The 17,789-nt window shown below is 40.0% G+C and carries 13 protein-coding genes; 9 read left to right on the plus strand and 4 right to left on the minus strand.

Annotated features, from left to right (window positions below; translation table 11 throughout):
* Window positions 1-53: 53 nt before the first annotated feature.
* Window positions 54-914 carry a mechanosensitive ion channel family protein gene (locus EUBDOL_RS07910; protein ID WP_040463646.1) on the minus strand — a complete coding sequence of 287 codons (861 nt, stop codon included), beginning with the start codon at window positions 912-914 and terminating at the stop codon, window positions 54-56.
* Between the two features lie 142 nt (window positions 915-1,056).
* Here EUBDOL_RS07910 and EUBDOL_RS07915 point away from each other — a divergent pair, with 142 nt between their 5' ends.
* The 9 genes from EUBDOL_RS07915 to EUBDOL_RS07950 all read left to right on the plus strand — a co-directional run bounded on the left by EUBDOL_RS07915 (window position 1,057) and on the right by EUBDOL_RS07950 (window position 15,582).
* On the plus strand, window positions 1,057-1,503 hold the full coding sequence (locus EUBDOL_RS07915) for a hypothetical protein (protein WP_004800404.1): 447 nt from the start codon (window positions 1,057-1,059) through the stop codon (window positions 1,501-1,503).
* Between the two features lie 57 nt (window positions 1,504-1,560).
* Window positions 1,561-2,388, plus strand: coding sequence for a hypothetical protein (locus EUBDOL_RS07920; RefSeq protein WP_004800406.1), 828 nt, complete (start codon window positions 1,561-1,563; stop codon window positions 2,386-2,388).
* Window positions 2,372-3,181 carry a hypothetical protein gene (locus EUBDOL_RS07925; protein WP_004800408.1) on the plus strand — a complete coding sequence of 270 codons (810 nt, stop codon included), beginning with the start codon at window positions 2,372-2,374 and terminating at the stop codon, window positions 3,179-3,181. Before EUBDOL_RS07920 ends, EUBDOL_RS07925 begins: the two co-directional genes overlap by 17 nt.
* Window positions 3,182-3,196: 15 nt before the next feature.
* The gene (locus EUBDOL_RS11820; protein ID WP_004800410.1) at window positions 3,197-3,328 is read left to right on the plus strand and encodes a hypothetical protein; all 132 of its coding nucleotides are present in this window, start codon (window positions 3,197-3,199) and stop codon (window positions 3,326-3,328) included.
* Between the two features lie 98 nt (window positions 3,329-3,426).
* Window positions 3,427-10,026, plus strand: a complete 6,600-nt coding sequence (locus EUBDOL_RS07930) for an MSCRAMM family protein (RefSeq protein ID WP_004800411.1) — start codon at window positions 3,427-3,429, stop codon at window positions 10,024-10,026.
* Window positions 10,027-10,153: 127 nt separating this feature from the next.
* Window positions 10,154-10,402 carry a hypothetical protein gene (locus EUBDOL_RS07935; RefSeq protein WP_004800412.1) on the plus strand — a complete coding sequence of 83 codons (249 nt, stop codon included), beginning with the start codon at window positions 10,154-10,156 and terminating at the stop codon, window positions 10,400-10,402.
* Between the two features lie 248 nt (window positions 10,403-10,650).
* Window positions 10,651-14,157: a pyruvate:ferredoxin (flavodoxin) oxidoreductase gene (gene nifJ, locus EUBDOL_RS07940; protein WP_004800414.1), complete on the plus strand. Its 3,507-nt coding sequence runs from the start codon at window positions 10,651-10,653 to the stop codon at window positions 14,155-14,157.
* A 160-nt stretch (window positions 14,158-14,317) separates the two neighbouring features.
* Window positions 14,318-14,746: a MarR family winged helix-turn-helix transcriptional regulator gene (locus EUBDOL_RS07945; protein WP_004800415.1), complete on the plus strand. Its 429-nt coding sequence runs from the start codon at window positions 14,318-14,320 to the stop codon at window positions 14,744-14,746.
* A complete protein-coding gene (locus EUBDOL_RS07950; protein ID WP_004800416.1) occupies window positions 14,743-15,582 on the plus strand; it encodes a DegV family protein in 840 nt (279 codons plus the stop codon). The genes EUBDOL_RS07945 and EUBDOL_RS07950 overlap by 4 nt, the downstream gene beginning before the upstream one ends.
* A 3-nt stretch (window positions 15,583-15,585) precedes the next feature.
* Here EUBDOL_RS07950 and EUBDOL_RS07955 read toward each other — a convergent pair whose 3' ends face one another.
* Genes EUBDOL_RS07955 through EUBDOL_RS07965 form a run of 3 tightly spaced genes read right to left on the minus strand, consistent with a single transcriptional unit; the run spans window position 15,586 to window position 17,634 of the window.
* A complete protein-coding gene (locus EUBDOL_RS07955; RefSeq protein WP_022420324.1) occupies window positions 15,586-16,464 on the minus strand; it encodes a LysR family transcriptional regulator in 879 nt (292 codons plus the stop codon).
* A gap of 20 nt (window positions 16,465-16,484) precedes the next feature.
* Window positions 16,485-17,057, minus strand: a complete 573-nt coding sequence (locus tag EUBDOL_RS07960) for a chromate transporter (protein ID WP_004800418.1) — start codon at window positions 17,055-17,057, stop codon at window positions 16,485-16,487.
* Window positions 17,044-17,634, minus strand: coding sequence for a chromate transporter (locus EUBDOL_RS07965; protein WP_004800419.1), 591 nt, complete (start codon window positions 17,632-17,634; stop codon window positions 17,044-17,046). The genes EUBDOL_RS07960 and EUBDOL_RS07965 overlap by 14 nt, the downstream gene beginning before the upstream one ends.
* Window positions 17,635-17,789 lie beyond the last annotated feature (155 nt).

A 17,789-nucleotide genomic window follows, 5' to 3' on the forward strand; every position in this document is an offset into this window, starting at 1 on the left:
TCCTTTTTTATGCTTTTGAGATAAAAAAGCTGCAATTATGCAGCCTTGGTTTATTAAATTTCTTCTTTCTTATATACAATGGTGCGATGTGGATATGGGAATTCGATTCCCTCGGCATCAAAGCGCTTCTTTATGGATATACGCAAATCGGAAAGCATTGCGAATCCCTCGGCCTTGCTTCGAGAGGGAATGGTAGCACGCAGTTGGATACCGCTATCCATAAAGTCAATGACACGTATGACGATATTGGGCATATCGGCAGCAATTTCCTCAGCATTTCGTATATCCATATAATGCGGGTGCTTTTCTGCTTCCTCACGAATAATTTGCATGGCTTTATCTAAGTCGCTTTCATAGCTGATTTGTAAGAAAAGAAAGTTGGCATTGGAGGAGCTTAAGCTTATATTCTCCAATACCGCTTTATTCATTACACTGTTGGGAATGAGGATGCGTGTATTTTCGTATGTTTGTATGACGGTATGACGTAAGGAAATATCAACCACATAGCCTTCATACTCTCCATTATCCACCTTGACAAGATCACCGATGTGAAACGGCTTGAAGGTAGAAATCAGAATACCATTGACCATATTGCCCAAGCTTTCTTGCGCTGCCAAACCGAAAACAACCGCTAAAATACCGGCACTTCCCCATAACTTGCCAAGAATAGAATCAAATGGCTTAAACAAAGAAAGGCAGGCATAGGACGCTAGTGTATAAATTACAATACGCACCATGCGCATGATAAAGGCTTCATTAGAAAATTGCTTGCGCTTGACGTAGCGTTGGATCATACGTCTTAAAATATAGGCAATGCCTAAAAACAAAAGGATCATAAGAATGGAATTAAATAAACCATAGGTAAAAAAATCCTCTCGTCCAAATGCATTGATAGAATCGATCATAGAACTCATACCATTCACCTCTTATAGTATTATACATGATTATTATACAGGAAAAGTGGGATATCATTGAAGAAATAAGTGGAATTATGTGATATTGTTGAATATAAAAAAAATTCCGATATAATACTTTTAAAGTAAGAAGGTGAATAGAATGCGAGTTCGCAGCAAAATCTTAAAAATAAGGAATCTTCCGAAAACAGGAGAAAAACGCGGAGAAATTAAAACAAAGCCCTATGGTTTGTTACTGACGTTTTTGGTCATCGGTATTGCGCTGCTGTTTACAAGCTATTATGTATTTGGAATCGTGCTGGTAGGTCTTTTCCTTTATTACCTCTTATTTATCAAGAATACGATACTGGTAGAATTTTTTGATACCTATGCAGTGTTTTATTTAAACAATGGGAAAGATGAATGCTATGTATTGTTTTGGAATGATGTCAAAGACTGGCAACTGGAAAAAGCAAAACGAGATATGGATATCTTGAATATTGTTTTAAAAGATGATACGACGATTGCTTTAAAATGCTTAGGTCGTAAAAAAATATGCAAATATTTTAAACAATATGCGGCAGTAGGTGCACATAAAGAACAAGCATGACTGCCTTTTTCTTTGGGAATATGATATAATTTTGAAAGATATGAGGAGTGATTGACAATGCAAACCATGCAGGTTGTTTTTTATCATACAAAGGATATTTTAAAGAAGCGTGGCTGGCGTATGTATGCCGCTTTGTTTTTTGTTTCTATGTTTATTATGCTTTACACCGAGGGACTTCAGTTATTGATGGATACGGCAGGGACAGCGTATATCATTATATCGTTTATTTGTTCCTTGTTGAATATGGTAATGATGGACACAGTGCTGTTCTTGTTTGTAAAAGCCATTCGCAAGCAAACCTTCGGCAAGGCGGATCTTGTTTATGCGTGTAAAAAAGCACCACTTATGATCATAGTCGGTTTTTTATTGGCAATGCTGCAAATTACCTTTTCACTGGTATGTTCGCTTTTCTTTCGCATACAATGGCTGTATTTGATTGTTTATGCATTGATTTATGCTTTCTTTACGATTTACAATGCTTTGGTTGCTTATGGAATTTATGACGGAGTCAATTTTTTACAGCTGTTTAGCGGTAGTTTGTATATTATGAAGGAACATGCCAAGGAGCTGCTTGTGGCAAGTATTTTCTTGATTTTATGGTATATGGCAGGACAGTTGCTTGTACCGAAGCTGACAGTAAGCATCTTAGGCTCTGCTTATTATGCGGGAGCAATTATTCCCGGGATTTTACGGGCCTTTTTCATCAGTCCGTTGGCAGTTGTGCAAATTACGCTGTTGAATATGGTCTATTACAGTGTTGTTTATGTGTTGCTGTTACCGGTGTATTGCATAAGTGCGAGAGCTTATGAAAGTGAGCATTATATGTGTATGCCAAGTGGCACTCGATTTTTAGAGGAGGTGTGCTGTGATGAAAAAAATAAATGAATTTTTAACTATGATTCACTTACAAGAAAAACCACTTAAGCTTTGGTTGTTGATCGTTATTCCCAGTGTAATTTACTGTGTTATGCTATCCTTTGTCCAAACATTGATGTATATGGGCGATCCACTGATTTATTATTCTGCTTTATATTTCTTGATTCTATGGTTTGGCTTTGTTTGGTTGATTGTCTTTTTTCAGTTTTTAAATAAAAAGCGCGGCAACACCATGACCTTAAGCATCAAGCGTTATCTGCTTCCGTATTTCGGTGTGCAGACGATCTTCTATATTTTGATGATGGGGTGTCATTATATAACGATGCAGATTGCCGGTGATTTAAGTAAGAATTTCTTATTTTATATATTAACGGCATTGTGTATCCTCCTTACCCTTGCTTATCTTCCATGGCAGCTGTTTTGCTGTTTTGAAATTTTGGACGGTAAAAGAAATCCACTACGTATTTTGAAGGACGGATTGGTAAAGCTGGCAAAGCAATATCAGATTTGCTTCTATGCATTGATCTTATTGGCATTTGTGGCAGTAGTGTTTGCTTTCGGAAAGGAAATGCTATTTCATATACCGATGAGCTTTGTTCCGTATATGAGCGTGCACGATATCATGGTCAATGCCAATCCATTTGCAGATGGAATCGCTATGGCGGTCTATGCGTTTAAAGATGTCAGTCAATGGGGCAGTGTGCTGTATTCTCTTGTATACGGCATCATTATGTCTGTATTGCTTGTTGTATATTATATGCTGATGGCATGTGCATACGATGAGGATATATGCATATCGTAGCATAGGAGGGATTTGATGGAGGTTGAATGCAATACCTATACGTTGTGCTTTTATTATCGTAAACAGGCAATCGCAGTACGAGTTCATGTCAGCAGCAAGCCTTCCAAAAGAGAAATACGAATTATGGTAGAGCCTTTGTTTTCATAAATAAGGGCTTTTCTTTTTTTTATAACACAATTTCGTTGTGGGCTCATATACTAGAATGTATAAGAAAAGAATAGGCTTATATATGAAGGAGGATCAAAATGAGCAAACACTTAACGAAAGTCTTTGCCGGCATGCCTCATGTAAGTTTTCTTGCAACGATTCCTACAGAGCCGCAAAAAGAATGCCCAAGCATCGACATTCTTGTGGAAGAGGTAGATGATGAGGGGAAGTATCATGATGAAAATACACCAATGTTTATCAAGCTGTGGGAAGCAACAGGAGAATGCAGGCAATATGAGCTTTCAATGCAACAGGGTTGTGGTCGTTTATGTATAGACGATTGTATGTGTCCTATACGAATACAGTTGGTTGATGCAGATGGAACAGCCATCGAAAAGATAACTTACTATGTAAATGACGAAAAGCAGGAAGCTGATGCTGCAATCGTCCAAGGAGGGGAAGAAAAAAAGATTTGTGTACGCATGGTATACTGCCATGAAGCGTATGCCTCTCTTACCTTAACGAAAAGTTTGCGTCTTATTGATGGAACATGCTGTCAGCCACTCAACGATATGGAATTCTTTATACGTCTTACCCATACCGATGGATCAAATTACTTCTTTACACTGCACGAAGAAAATCAATTTTGCGAGCAGATCCAAGGCTTGAAGGTGGGAGAATATCAAATTGAGGAGCGCACAAACGGAAGCTATCAACCTTGCTTTTATCTTGATGGCGAACCGCTTGTTTCAACCCAATGTTTCATGTTAACAAAGGGAGAGCATACAGTAGAAATCATCAATGCGAAAGCGATGCACACCCAATTTCAAATATCGCGTTATGTGCGCAATGCTTATGGAGAACTTTGTAAGCCATATGGTGAAACTATAGAAATGTTGTTGATAAGTGAGCGAGGGCAAAACAGCCTATGCTTTTGTGATGAAAATGATTTCTGTGTGCAAATCCAAGGTCTTGATGCAGGCTGCTATGAGCTTTGTGAGCAAGCCATGGCATCAAACATCAGTTATTTGGTAAATGATGAGCCGGAAAGCAAGCGAGCTTGCATAGAGCTTTGTGAAGGAGGCTGTGATGATATCGTAGTAATTGAATCACCATGTGATAAGCAAGCACAGCCAAGTTTTTCCTCCCTTCGTATTTGTAAATACATTCGTAGTGGAGGCGGTCGCCTTGTACGTCCAAGTGAGGAATATCAATATAAAGTACAGGTAAGAGGCTGTGGTACCTGCGATGCCTTTTATCTAAATGCCAATAATAATTTCTGTGTGGACTTAGCAAATGTATGTCCGGGAGAGTATTGCGTAGAGGAAATCGGTTGCGAGGACTTTGTTACAAGCTACAGCATTAATGGCGGCTTGGAAAAGACAAGTGCCGAATTTTGTTATGATGGGGAGCATGGCATTTGTGTTTCGATTATCAACGAGGCAAAAAATCGTGGCAGTGTATGCATTAGCAAATATATCCGTGATGCACAGGGAAATTTATTACAGCCAAGCAAAGACAGCGTCTTTCGCGCAACCCTCAGCTCCTATTTTATGCGTCAATGCTTTGAGCTGAAGGCTGAAAATAACTTTACGGTTTGTTTCGATGATTTACGTTTTGGCAGTTATGAAATACGTGAGGAAGTGCAGTGCGACTTTGAAACCGGCTATCAGATTGATTGCGGCAGGCTGAAAAGCAACGGACGTTTTGTGATTGATAATTGCTTCGAGCATGAAGTAAAAATCATCAATGCCCTTCCATGCAGGGAAACATATTCTTTGCGTATATCCAAGTTTGTAGAAACATTGTCCGCTCAGCTGGTAAAACCGGCAGGTGATGAGGTATTCAAGGTTTGGGTGCATGGGGAAGATTTTTCCGAAACCTATTGCTTGAAGGCATCTAACAATTGGCAGCTTCAACTAGAGGGCTTGCGAGAAGGCTGCTATCAAGTGGAAGAGGTTGGCTGTGAAAACAACGATATCAGCTATATTGTAAACCATCAGCCTTGTAAGGAGGCATGTGTATGTTTGAAAAACTGTAATCAAGAGGTGGTTATTATCAATCATGCAGCAGAAATGGGAACCATTACACTAAAGGCAGTCGTAAAGAACTGTGATGGCGAAATCATTGAGCCACCATGCGATGCACGCTTTGAGGTGCTTGTAGAAGGAAAAGAAGGCTGTTATCAGGCATGCTTATGTAGGGATAATGATTGGTGCTTTGCGTTAGATGATGTATGTTGTGGCAAGTATCGCATCATTCAAAAGGATAATTTCGGATATCGCGTCAGCTATTATATACAAGGAAGGCTTGACAGTTTCGGAAAGCTGCGCATGGGCAGCGAGGACGAAAGTGTTGTTATCATCAACGAGGAAAACGATTGCAGCGGAAATGTCATCGTTACGAAATATGTCGAAAACGATCAAGGACAGCTTGTGCTTCCAACGACAGATAGCACCTATTGTTTTGCGCTTTGCAATGATGCCGGTATGCAGGAGTATACATTGGATCAACAAAACGATTTCTGTGTATATTTTGATGATTTACCAAAGGGTGCGTATGAAATCGTAGAACAAGGTGGTGGAGAACAGGTACGCTATCAAATTGATGGAAGTGAGGTCGAAAGAGCTTGCTTCACGCTTGCTAAGCAGGATATTCATATTGATATCATCAATATGGAGAAAACCGCAAAGCCACTGCATATTTGTAAGAAGATCTGCGATGGAAAGCAGTGGAAGCTGCCAGATGCTTCCCAATGCTATCACATTTTGTTGAAGGGGAAAAAGACCCATGAAATCTACGAACTGAATGCGGAAAACAATTTTGCGATTTCACTTTGTGATTTAAGAAAACAACACTATGAGATAAAGGAGCTGCATGCGCAAGGAAATGTAAGCTATTATGTGAACGGAAGCTGCCAAGAGGACGGCTATTTCTTATACAACGGGGAAGAAACGGAAATTGAAATTGTGAATGAGGAGCACGCTTTGGCCGGTATTGAGATTCGTAAAATGGTTTGTGATGCGTATGGCGATTTGCGTCGTCCATCATCGCATGATACTTTTGAGGTCATGATCGAAAGTGAAAGTTTTAAGCAAAAGTTAACGCTATGTGATGAAAATGATTTTACGATCCATTTATTTGATATGCCAAGAGATCATTATGAAATTTGGGAATGCGGAAATCATGCGGTGCGCTATCTCATCAACGATTTGCCATACGAGCGGGCATGCATTGATGTCGGTGATGAAGATGTGTATGTAACCATTGTAAATTATCCATGTCCAAGAGGTAGCTTGCATTTTATTGCGGATACCAATTGTGCAACTGATCCACTCTGTTTTCAAGTACAAAGCAAAGCCTTTTGTGAAACTATTACACTTGATGCTACACATCATTTTCAAGCAAGTCTATGCGACTTACAGCCGGATAGCTACTTGGTAGAGGGTGATGATGATATTTGCTTTACGATGCATGGACAATGCTTCGATCAGCACGTATGTATTGAATTGCAGGGAGAAGATGTTGAGGTCTGTGTGATGCGGAAAGAAAAGCGTCAAAGTGAGCTTTTTGTTCAGAAGTGGCTGCAAGATGATGAAGGCAGAAGGAAACCTTTCCATGATGCCTGCTATGACATGGTGCTTTGTGCAAAGGATTGGGAAAAGAGCTTTCAGCTATGTGCCAATCAAGATTTCAAAGCTTGTTTTATGCTTGAGGAAGGCAGCTATGAGCTAAAGGAATGTAATGGACAGGCTAAATATTGCATCAATCAGGGAGAATTGCGTAAAAAGGCTTGCTTTGAGGCATGCGGTGATCCGATTTCTATTGATGTAATCAATGAAATGCCAAAGGCTGTCCTGCATCTTGGAGTATGTGTGCAAGCATGTGATGGGACAATGGAAAAGCCGCAAGGCGATCTTAGCTTTCTAATGGAAATTACGAAGCAAGGACAGAAAATAAAGCGTGTGGTGCTAGATGCGGAAAATGATTGGTCAAAATCCATCGAGCTTCCTTATGGAGATTATGAAATCACCCAACTTCCACATGAGCAATTCGCTGGGGTGCAGTATATGGTTTGTGAAGAGCTTTGTGAGCAAGCCTGTATTCATTTAGAAGCAGATATGTGTATTACCGGTATCAACGAAGCTATGTGTGCTATGGGCAGTATTGAAATCAGTAAGCTGATCAAAGAGCAGGATCGCTATCACTATCCGCCACAAGACGCACAATACTATGTTCAACTCATCGGTGAGCAGGAAACCATACGCACTCTTTTATATGCGGATAATGGTTTTTATGCCAATATCTCAAACTTAGCAAGGGGAACCTATGAGGTCGTAGAGGAGAATAGCGATGAAACAACAGCCTATATTGTAAACAATGCTGCTTTAAATAAGCAGGGGATCGTTCATGTAGCGGATAATGCCAATACGGTGCATATCATCAATACCGTAGAGGAAAAGATGGGGAGTATCGTGTTACAAAAAAAGCTTCGTGAAAACGATCAGCTGCATACGCCGCAAGATAGTGATCGCTTTACTTTTTTGATTAGTCGCCCGGGGTATCGCCAAACGGTTAGCTTAGATGCCGCAAATCAGTGGCAAACGGTTTTAAGTGATTTGGCAAGTGGGGATTATGTAATCAGCGAAATTGATACTGATGCAGATGTAAGCTTTATTATTGATGGAGGAAGTGAGGTCAATCGAGCGGTTGTGCATGTCGATGGAACCTCGCATCAGGTGCAAATCATCAACGAATATAAAAAAGTGGTAAATGGCTTACGGATTCAAAAACGTATGCGAGATAGTGAAGGAAATTTCCATACACCTAATGAGGATATGCGTATTCGCTTGCGTGTTACCAGCCCCGGCTTTTACGAGCTTGTAACCTTGAGTAAGGAAAATGATTGGCAGATTGTTTTTGAAGATCTGAATACCGGTTGGTATGTTGTTGATGAGATTGATGCACAGGGCAAGGTAAGTTATATTGCCGATCATGGAAGTGAAAAGGATCATGGTGTCATTTTGGTGCATGATGGTATGCACAGTATGGAGGTTATCAATGCAAGTGAGCAGCAAAGCCTAGGTAGCTTACAGATTGAAAAAATGATTCGGACCGCACAGGGTTTAAAGCGTCCGCAAGATGACTTTACCGCTCTTATCTATGTGCATAAACCGGGCTTTCAGCGGGTAATTACGCTAGATAAGGAAAATCAATGGAGTGCTAAAATTGAGGATTTAGCCAATGGCTTGTATGCCATAGAGGAAATCGGAGCGACGCAAAGGGTGTCCTATATTGTCAATGGTGAAAAAGAGAGCGAGCATGCGGAAATAAGTGTAGAGAATAATGCGCATCATGTTTTGGTGATCAATGAAGAAAGCAATGGCGACGCTTCCTTATCCATTCGCAAGCGCATTCGTGCCGCAAATGGGAATTTGGTTGCACCGCAGTTGGAAGAGAGCTTTCAAGTGGAAGTTTATCAAGAAGCACAGCTATTTCAAACACTTACCTTAAATCGTCAAAACCATTGGCAACAAACCCTAGAGCATTTGCCACAGGGAAGCTATGAGATAAAAGAAGTTAGCGATTTGGATTATGATGTCAGCTATATCCTTGATGATGGGCAGGAGCAAGAGCGTGCGGTAGTAGAGCTGGATCATGGAGCACATCGTGTTCAAATTTTAAATTCACGCATGCGGGATAGCGGTCATTTGACGCTTACAAAGCATATTCAAAATGCCGATGGAAGCATAATGAAACCGGCAGATGGAGATGAATTTGTCGTACGTGTTTTCAGTGAAGAATATGAACGACTTGTGCCGCTTAATAACGGAAATGATTTTGAAGCATTGGTGGAAGGCTTGCCAGATGGACAATATGGTATTTTGGAAATTCAAAATGCGGCATATTTGACAACCTATCGCATTAACAACGGTCCGCAGCAGGCAAGTGCGACCATTGGTATGGCACCCAATGTCAGTCATCATGTTGATGTGATCAACGAACTGCGTGGCAATCGCAATACGATTGAAGTATTTAAATATATGCTAGATGCAGACGGCAATTATCTGCCGCCAACCGCTCCTGATGTATATTCCTTTACGATTACCGGCTTAGATAACGATGTATCAGAAACGTATGAGTTGAATGTGGAAAACAGCTGGCATCAAAGTATTCGAACCTTGCCAAGTGGGCGTTATCAGGTGCAAGAAAGCGGTGGTTCGCCATATTCGGTGAAGTATTTGATTAACAGTGCACAGCTAATGGAGGAAGCAATCTTTGAGGCAACTGCCGGATCTACGCAGGTCATCGGAATCATCAATACACAGGCGAATGATGGTAAAGGAACCTTGTCGATTTCAAAGCGTATTCGTGATGCCAACGGTTCTTTATCTGTTCCGCAAAACGGAGAGGTTTTTACGGTCGTGCTATCCGGTGGGGATTATCAACAAACGATTACGTTAGAACCGAATAATAATTATCAATTTACGGTGTATGATTTACCATTTGGATCATATCAGGTAGGTGAGGTTACCAGCGATTACGAAGTCAGCTATCGGGCAAATGATGGAAGTGAGTCCGCACAAGGAAACATTGAAATCAATGCAACGGCAGTGAATACGATGCTGATTATCAATACACCGATAGCATCTGTGATAAAAAGAAGCTCTACACCAATACGAGTCGTAATTGAATAGTATAAAAACAAGATAAGCAGCTATTAAAAATCTATAAAAAATAGAGGACCCTATGAAGAAAGTGAGAAGCTTAGCTTTATAGGGTCTTTAATGTGGTATTTTATATGGAATCAGAACAATATAAATAATGATTATACAGTTTATCATAGATGTTGTAAAAGCATTAATAATCGCACTTCCGATTGCAATCCTTTTAAATATGATTTTGTATATGATGAGGACATTTACTAGCAGTGCGGGATTTACGATAAATATTTGGCAAATGATTGTGATTACGGGTGTAGTTCTTTTTGTTGGAATTTTAGGAACATTTGTCGGTTGGAAGATGCTATCGAAAGAAAGTATCATAGATAAAATACGAAAAACAAACGTATAGAAACGAAGGATATAGGGAGAAAATGAAGAGATAAAATATTCGTGTTTTTCTATGGTTGAAAAAAGCTGATTTTGTTACATTGCATTATCACTTTCTTTCATAAAATAAGAAAGTATTGTAAGAAAAGAAATGTAGTACAAAAATATTAAAAAAACATAGTTTTTCAGCATAAAAATCAAGAAAACAGCTAGAAAAAACAATAGTTTCGTTCTATAATAAAGTAGTATCGTAATCAAGGAGGAAAACAAATGACTAAGAAATTTATGTCAATGGACGGTAATACAGCCGCTGCTCATTGCGCGTATGCTTTTACCGAACTATCTGCGATTTATCCAATTACTCCATCTTCACCAATGGCTGAAGTTGTGGATCAATGGGCTACCCAAGGTCGTAAAAATATTTTCGGCAGTGTGGTAAAGGTTGCGGAGCTTCAATCAGAGGGTGGAGCTGCCGGTGCCGTACATGGTGCTTTACAGGCAGGAACACTGGCTACTACATTTACAGCATCTCAGGGCTTGCTGTTGATGATTCCAAACATTTACAAAATGGTTGGTGAATGCTTGCCGGGTGTTATCCACGTAGCTGCTCGTGCACTTGCAACCAGAGCATTGAATATCTTCGGTGATCATGAAGATGTTTATTCCGTACGTCAGTCCGGTGTTTGTATGCTGGCTAGCCACTCCGTACAGGAAGCTATGGACTTAGCTGGTGTTGCACATTTGGCTGCATTAAAGGGAAGTGTACCGTTTATTCACTTCTTCGATGGATTCCGTACATCTCACGAAATTCAGAAAATCGAGGTTTTGGATACAGAAGTATTCAAAGATTTAATTGATAAGGAAGCACTTGCAAATTTCCGCAAGAATGCTTTGAACCCACATACAAATCCGGTTACACGCGGTGGTGCGGAAAACGATGATATCTTCTTCCAGGGTATGGAAGCTCGTAACAAGCACTTTGATGCAATTCCGGATATCGTTGCCGGTTATATGAAGGAAATCTCAAAAATTACTGGACGTGAATACGCTCCATTTACATACTATGGTGCAAGCGATGCAGAACGTGTTATCGTTGCAATGGGTTCTGTAACCGAAGCTGCTAAGGAAACGATCGATGCACTTACAGCTGCCGGAGAAAAGGTTGGTATGATCAAGGTTCACTTGTATCGTCCATTCTCTGTAAAATATTTACTTGCAGTTCTTCCAGAAACAGTGAAGAAAATTGCGGTACTTGACCGTACAAAAGAAACCGGTTCTTTAGGTGAACCACTATATTTGGATATCCTTTCTGCATTGAAAGATAAAGATATCGAAATCATCGGCGGACGTTATGGTCTAGGATCTAAGGATACACAGCCATATCACATCAAAGCCGTATTTGATGAATTGAAGAAAGATGTTATGAAGAACTCTTTCACAATCGGTATCAACGATGATGTTACAAATCTAAGTTTAGATGCGGATTCTTCATTCACAGTTCCGGCAGACTACACAAGCTGCTTGTTCTGGGGACTTGGATCTGATGGTACGGTATCTGCTAACAAATCAACTGTTAAGATTATCGGTGATAACACAGATCAGTATGCACAGGCTTACTTTGCTTATGACTCTAAAAAAGCCGGTGGTGTTACACGTTCTCACTTGCGTTTTGGAAACTCTCCAATCCGTTCAACTTACTACATCGACAACGCTGACTTCATCTCTTGTTCATTAGATGCTTACATGTTCAAATATGACATGGTAAGAAACTTGAAAAAAGGCGGTTCTTTCTTGTTGAATACAACATTCTCTAAAGAAGAAATCGTTGAACATATGCCAAATCGTATGAAGGCACAGTTGGCGAAGAAGGAAGCTAAGCTTTATATCATCAACGCTACAAAGATTGCTGCTGAAATCGGTATGGGACGTAGAACAAATACCATTCTACAGTCTGCATTCTTTGCATTGAACGAACAGATCATGCCTTATGATACTGCAGTTGATCTAATGAAGGCTGCTGCTAAGAAATCTTACTCTAAGAAGGGTGATGCTGTTGTTGAATTGAACTACAAGGCAATCGATGCCGGTAAAGCTGGAATTGAAGAGGTTGCTATCGACCCAACATGGGCTGAACTTCCATACGATGCAGCTCGTACACTAACTGGTGATGAGTATTTCGATAACCATGTAGCTGTTATCAACGGTCTTGAAGGTTATGATATGCCGGTATCTGCATTTGCCGGAGATTTCCTACTTGATGGATCTATCCGCAACAATGTTGCATTTAATGAAAAACGTACCATCGCTGTTCAGGTACCTACTTGGCATGCAGAAAACTGTATCCAGTGTGGTATTTGTAGCTTTGTTTGTCCACATGCTACCATTCGTCCGTTCTTATTGACAGATGAAGAAGTTGCTAACGCTCCTATGGAATTTGAAACTCTACAGGCTATGGGCAAGGGTGTAGAAAACTTGAAATATCGTATTCAGGTTACTCCTGCTAACTGTGTAGGCTGTGGCTTATGTGCTGTTGAATGTCCTGGTAAAGCAGGTAATAAGGCACTTGAAATGGTTGATATCAATGAAAAACTTGGTGAAGAACCACTTGCTGATTACTTGTTCAAGCAGGTTGAATACAAGACAGAGTATTTCCCTAAAGATACTGTAAAGGGTTCTCAGTTCTTGATGCCTTACTTTGAAGTATCCGGTTCTTGTCCGGGTTGTGGAGAAACTCCATACTACAAGCTTGTTTCTCAGTTATTCGGTAGAGATATGTTAGTAGCAAACGCAACAGGCTGCTCAATGATTTACTGTTCATCTACACCATCTACTCCATTCGTAAATGATGCTAATGGCGAAGGTGTTGCTTGGGCAAACTCTTTGTTTGAAGATAATGCTGAATTTGGATATGGTATGGCACTTGCTCAGAACTACAAAGAAGCTAGAATCTTGAAAACAATGGAGGACAACATGGAAAATGTTGAACCTGCATTGAAAGATGCATTCGCTAAATATATTGAAGTACACGGTGATCGTGAAGCAGAAAGAGAAGTTGCTCCAACAATTAAAGAACTTGCTGCTAAATCTGATATCGCTGATGTAAAAGAACTTGCTGAAGAAGATCTTATCAGCAAATCTGTATGGATCGTCGGTGGAGACGGTTGGGCTTATGACATCGGTTACGGTGGATTAGACCACGTATTGGCAAATGACTTGAACGTTAATGTACTTGTACTTGATACAGAAGTTTACTCTAACACAGGTGGTCAGTCATCTAAATCTAGCCAGGCTGCTTCTATTGCGAAGTTTGCTGCCGGTGGTAAGACAACTGCTAAGAAAGATCTTGGACAGATTGCTATGGCATACGGTCATGTATATGTAGCATCTATCTCTATGGGTGCTAACAAGGCTCAGACATTGAAGGCTATCAAGGAAGCAGAAAGCTATAACGGACCATCTTTGATTCTTGCTTACTCTCCATGTGCTGAACACGGTATCAAGGGCGGACTTGCTAATCACCAGAAAACACAGGCAAAAGCTGTTGAGTGTGGTTACCTAGACTTGTATCGTTACGATCCAAGAAAAGAAACTCCTTTGACAATCGATTCTAAGGAACCTGACTTCGATAAGATGTTAGACTTCATGATGAGCGAAACTCGTTATAGCCAGTTACCTAAGTTGAAGGGTGAAACTGCATACGAAATGTTCGAGAAAACAAAGAAAGACGCTATTAAACGTCATAAGAGATTATTAGCTATCGCTAAAGAAGATATTTAATAGTGAGTAAAGAGATCCTTAGGGGTCTCTTTTGTTATTTATAAGCTTATTGTGTAATATCAAGAAAAATACTTTGAATGAACGAGGTATTGACAATCCTTTTATTATAGTTTACAATATGAACCATTAACAAAGTGAATGAAAAATAAGGAGGAGCACTATGGCTGGTTTTAATGAAGATTTGTTAGATGCGTGGTTACAGCTTACACTTGTGATTGATAATGAGAAGATCGTATCCGGTATGCCGCTGAATGAGATATTGATTTATCGTTATTTGTATCATCATCAAGCAGAGGATATTACAGCAACGACGCTTTGCCAAGCAATCGGAATGCTGAAATCACAAATGAATCGTACCTTGACATCGATGGAGGAAAAGGAACTGATTCATCGTGTTCGTTCACACAAGGATAAACGACAGATTTTCGTTCATCTCAACGAGGCTCATATCTCTTTATATGAACAAGAGCATGCGCGAATCCTACACATTGTGGATTGCTTGATTGAGCGTGTAGGAACGGAAAATGCGAAAGAAGCTTTAAAGCTCTTTCAGTTGATTGCACAAATTGCAAGGGAGGAAATACGATGATACGTTTAGTGGTGGATTCTTCAGCAGACTTGATGCAGGAGGAATTGGAAGCATGTAATATCAGTTTGGTGCCGCTTCAAGTAACAATCGGAAATCAAAGCTATTATGATGGTGTTGATTTATTTCGTGATGAGTTTTATGAGTTATTAACAACAAGTACAGAGTTTCCCAAAACCTCACAGCCATCACCGCAGGATTTTGTGGAGATCTTTGAAAAGGCAAAAGAGCAGGGCGATACGCTGTTGTGCATCTTGTTATCGAGTGCATTGAGTGGAACCTATCAAAGTGCTGTTTTAGCGAAAAGTATAGTTGAATACGATGGAATTTATTTAATTGATTCCCTATCGGCTACGGTAGGTACTCGTATGTTAGTGGAAGCGGCAAAAGGTATGGTAGCTGCTGGAAACAATATTACAGAAATTGTGGAATATTTAGAAGAAATGAAAAAGCATATCAAAATCTTAGCCGCAGTGGATACCTTGGAATACTTATGCCGAGGAGGACGTGTTTCTAAGACGGCGGCTGCAATTGGGGAGATGGCAAGTCTTAAGCCTTTGATTACGGTAAGTGCTGAGGGAAAGGTGGAAGTGGTTGGTAAGCGACCGGGAACACAGCGAGCAATCTCTTTCTTAATGAAGAAATTAGCTGAATATGAGCTGCATGAAGCTTATCCACTGTATTCCTTGTTTACTTATGGAACAAGCAACTGTGAAAAACTGGAAGCGAAGCTGATAAAAGAAAATTATCAAATAAAAAAACGCCAACAAATCGGACCGACAATTGGTACACATGTTGGACCGGAGGCGTTTGGCATTTGCTTTGTTGAGAAATTTTAAGAATCAATAGTTGCCTTCTAAACATAGCTGTTGCAGCTTTGTTAATGGCTCTGACATATATTTATTTTTATGAACAACAAAATGAAAGCTGCGTATAACGGAGAGGTTTTCGATGGATAAGATCGATAACACTCCGTTTTTTACTTCTTCCTCTACCATGCGTTTGGAAAATATAGCAATACCTCTGCCGGCGATAACAGCATTTTTAATTGCTTCGGTACTGGTAGCACAAAAGCTGCGATGCAGTTTGATCTTGTGTTCTTCTAATAGCTTCTCATATTGGTTTTTATCGGCACTTCCACTTTCGCGACTCACATAGTTTTGTCCGTCAAGCATGGCAAGGGAGAGTGTCGTGTGATTTGCAAGAGGGTGATTCTTACCACATACAAGCACAAGTTCATCTTCACAAAAGGGCAATGCAATGAGCTGTTCGTTGTTGATGGTACCCTCGATAAGCCCAATATCGACTTGATTGTTTAAAAGAGCCTGTTCGATATTGGAGGAATTGGTTACGGTAACTTCAAAACTGCATTGGGGGAGCTTATCTTCGGCAGTGTGTAGGATATCGTTGATTAAGCAGGTACCGATAGAAACACTGCAGCCGATTTGAATATGTGTTTTTTCGCTTGCTTGATGCATAGCTTCCTCCATTTGCTTATAGGAGTCCAAGATATGACGGGAAAAGGAAAGCAGCAGCTTTCCCTCATTTGTTAAATAGAGCTTTTTTGAAAGACGTTCAAATAGCTTGACACCATAGAAATGCTCAAGTTCTGAAATTGCCTGACTAACACTTGGTTGAGAAATATGTAGGCTATGAGCGGCTTTGCTCATTCCTCCATGATCAACAACAGCGGTAAAAATCATTAAATGGCGTAAAGTCATAGTATCCCTGCTTCCTGCTGTTAAACAGCTCCTAATAATACATAAATCAGTGTTCCAATCAAACCGCTTCCTAAAATGATGGCAATCGCATTGGCTTTATATTTTCGTAAAATATATAAGGAAACAGCAAAGATTAAAACTTCTACCCAACGAATATTGCTGAGAACGATATCACCTAGTTCAGCTTGGAAGATACCCAATAAAAGAATGGAAGCACCTGCCGAAGCGATAAGGGCTACTACTGCCGGACGCATGGCACCTAAGACAATCTGCACTCCATTAACATTACGATATTTATAATAAAAATGAGCGAGTGTTAAGCAGATGATAAAGGAAGGAATGATACAGCCTAAGGTGCATAGCAGTACGCCAGGAATACCGGCAATGCGCATACCGACAAAGGTGGCGGAGTTGATGGAAATCGGACCCGGTGTCATTTCCGCAACGGTGATTAAATCGGAAAACTCTCCTAAGGTCATCAATCCGTAGATATTAACGATTTGTTCCTGTATCAAGGGAATAGCGGCATAGCCTCCTCCGACACTGAATAAGCCTACCTGAATGAAGGCGATAAATAGTTTAATGAGCAGCATTGCTTGTCCCTGCCTTTCTGTTTTGGAATGTTTGCTTGATGCAGTCGATGATACCGATGCCTAAGCAGATGAGAATGATGATCATTGCACTGATATCCAATAGATAGGTAGCGATAAAGGCAAGGACCATCATAGCGATATAAAGCATGCGCTTGGTGTGGAAAACATTTTTTGCCAAATTGATAACAACATCGAAAATAACGGCTGCCACACCGGCACGCATGACCTGCAAAGCGATGCTGATGTAGGGATTGGTACGGAATTGATCGTAAAACATAGAAATGATGGAAATGATGATCATCGGAGGAAGAATGGTTCCTAAAATAGCAACAAGGGAGCCAACCACTCCGGCGATACGATAACCGATAATAACCGAAGCATTTACCGGCAGCGGTCCGGGAGAAGATTGCGTGATTGCTGTTACATCGAGCATTTCATCTTCCTCTAACCAACCTAACTCTTCTACATATTTCTTTTTCATAAGTGATACAATTACAAATCCTCCGCCAAAGGTACAGGCACTTAAGACGAACATGGATTTAAATAATGTCCACAATTTACTATAATCCTTTTTCATATTGTCCTCCTTATTTGAAACAAGAAAATTTTACCACATAAAAATATATTTGAAAAATATATAATTATTATATATATCATAGGTAAATAATTATGAATTATACATATTTAAAAGAAAACGAAAAAAAGAAAAATATAGAAGTAGCAGAAAGAGTT

The organism is Amedibacillus dolichus DSM 3991 (assembly GCF_000154285.1).
GTDB classification, from domain to species: Bacteria; Bacillota_I; Bacilli_A; order Erysipelotrichales; family Erysipelotrichaceae; genus Amedibacillus; species Amedibacillus dolichus.

Coding starts and splice junctions, on each gene's coding strand:
- EUBDOL_RS07910 (WP_040463646.1), bottom strand. CDS start 914: ATGAGTTCTATGATCGATTCTATCAATGCATTTGGACGAGAGGATTTT.
- EUBDOL_RS07915 (WP_004800404.1), top strand. CDS start 1,057: ATGCGAGTTCGCAGCAAAATCTTAAAAATAAGGAATCTTCCGAAAACA.
- EUBDOL_RS07920 (WP_004800406.1), top strand. CDS start 1,561: ATGCAAACCATGCAGGTTGTTTTTTATCATACAAAGGATATTTTAAAG.
- EUBDOL_RS07925 (WP_004800408.1), top strand. CDS start 2,372: ATGAAAAAAATAAATGAATTTTTAACTATGATTCACTTACAAGAAAAA.
- EUBDOL_RS11820 (WP_004800410.1), top strand. CDS start 3,197: ATGGAGGTTGAATGCAATACCTATACGTTGTGCTTTTATTATCGTAAA.
- EUBDOL_RS07930 (WP_004800411.1), top strand. CDS start 3,427: ATGAGCAAACACTTAACGAAAGTCTTTGCCGGCATGCCTCATGTAAGT.
- EUBDOL_RS07935 (WP_004800412.1), top strand. CDS start 10,154: ATGATTATACAGTTTATCATAGATGTTGTAAAAGCATTAATAATCGCA.
- nifJ (WP_004800414.1), top strand. CDS start 10,651: ATGACTAAGAAATTTATGTCAATGGACGGTAATACAGCCGCTGCTCAT.
- EUBDOL_RS07945 (WP_004800415.1), top strand. CDS start 14,318: ATGGCTGGTTTTAATGAAGATTTGTTAGATGCGTGGTTACAGCTTACA.
- EUBDOL_RS07950 (WP_004800416.1), top strand. CDS start 14,743: ATGATACGTTTAGTGGTGGATTCTTCAGCAGACTTGATGCAGGAGGAA.
- EUBDOL_RS07955 (WP_022420324.1), bottom strand. CDS start 16,464: ATGACTTTACGCCATTTAATGATTTTTACCGCTGTTGTTGATCATGGA.
- EUBDOL_RS07960 (WP_004800418.1), bottom strand. CDS start 17,057: ATGCTGCTCATTAAACTATTTATCGCCTTCATTCAGGTAGGCTTATTC.
- EUBDOL_RS07965 (WP_004800419.1), bottom strand. CDS start 17,634: ATGAAAAAGGATTATAGTAAATTGTGGACATTATTTAAATCCATGTTC.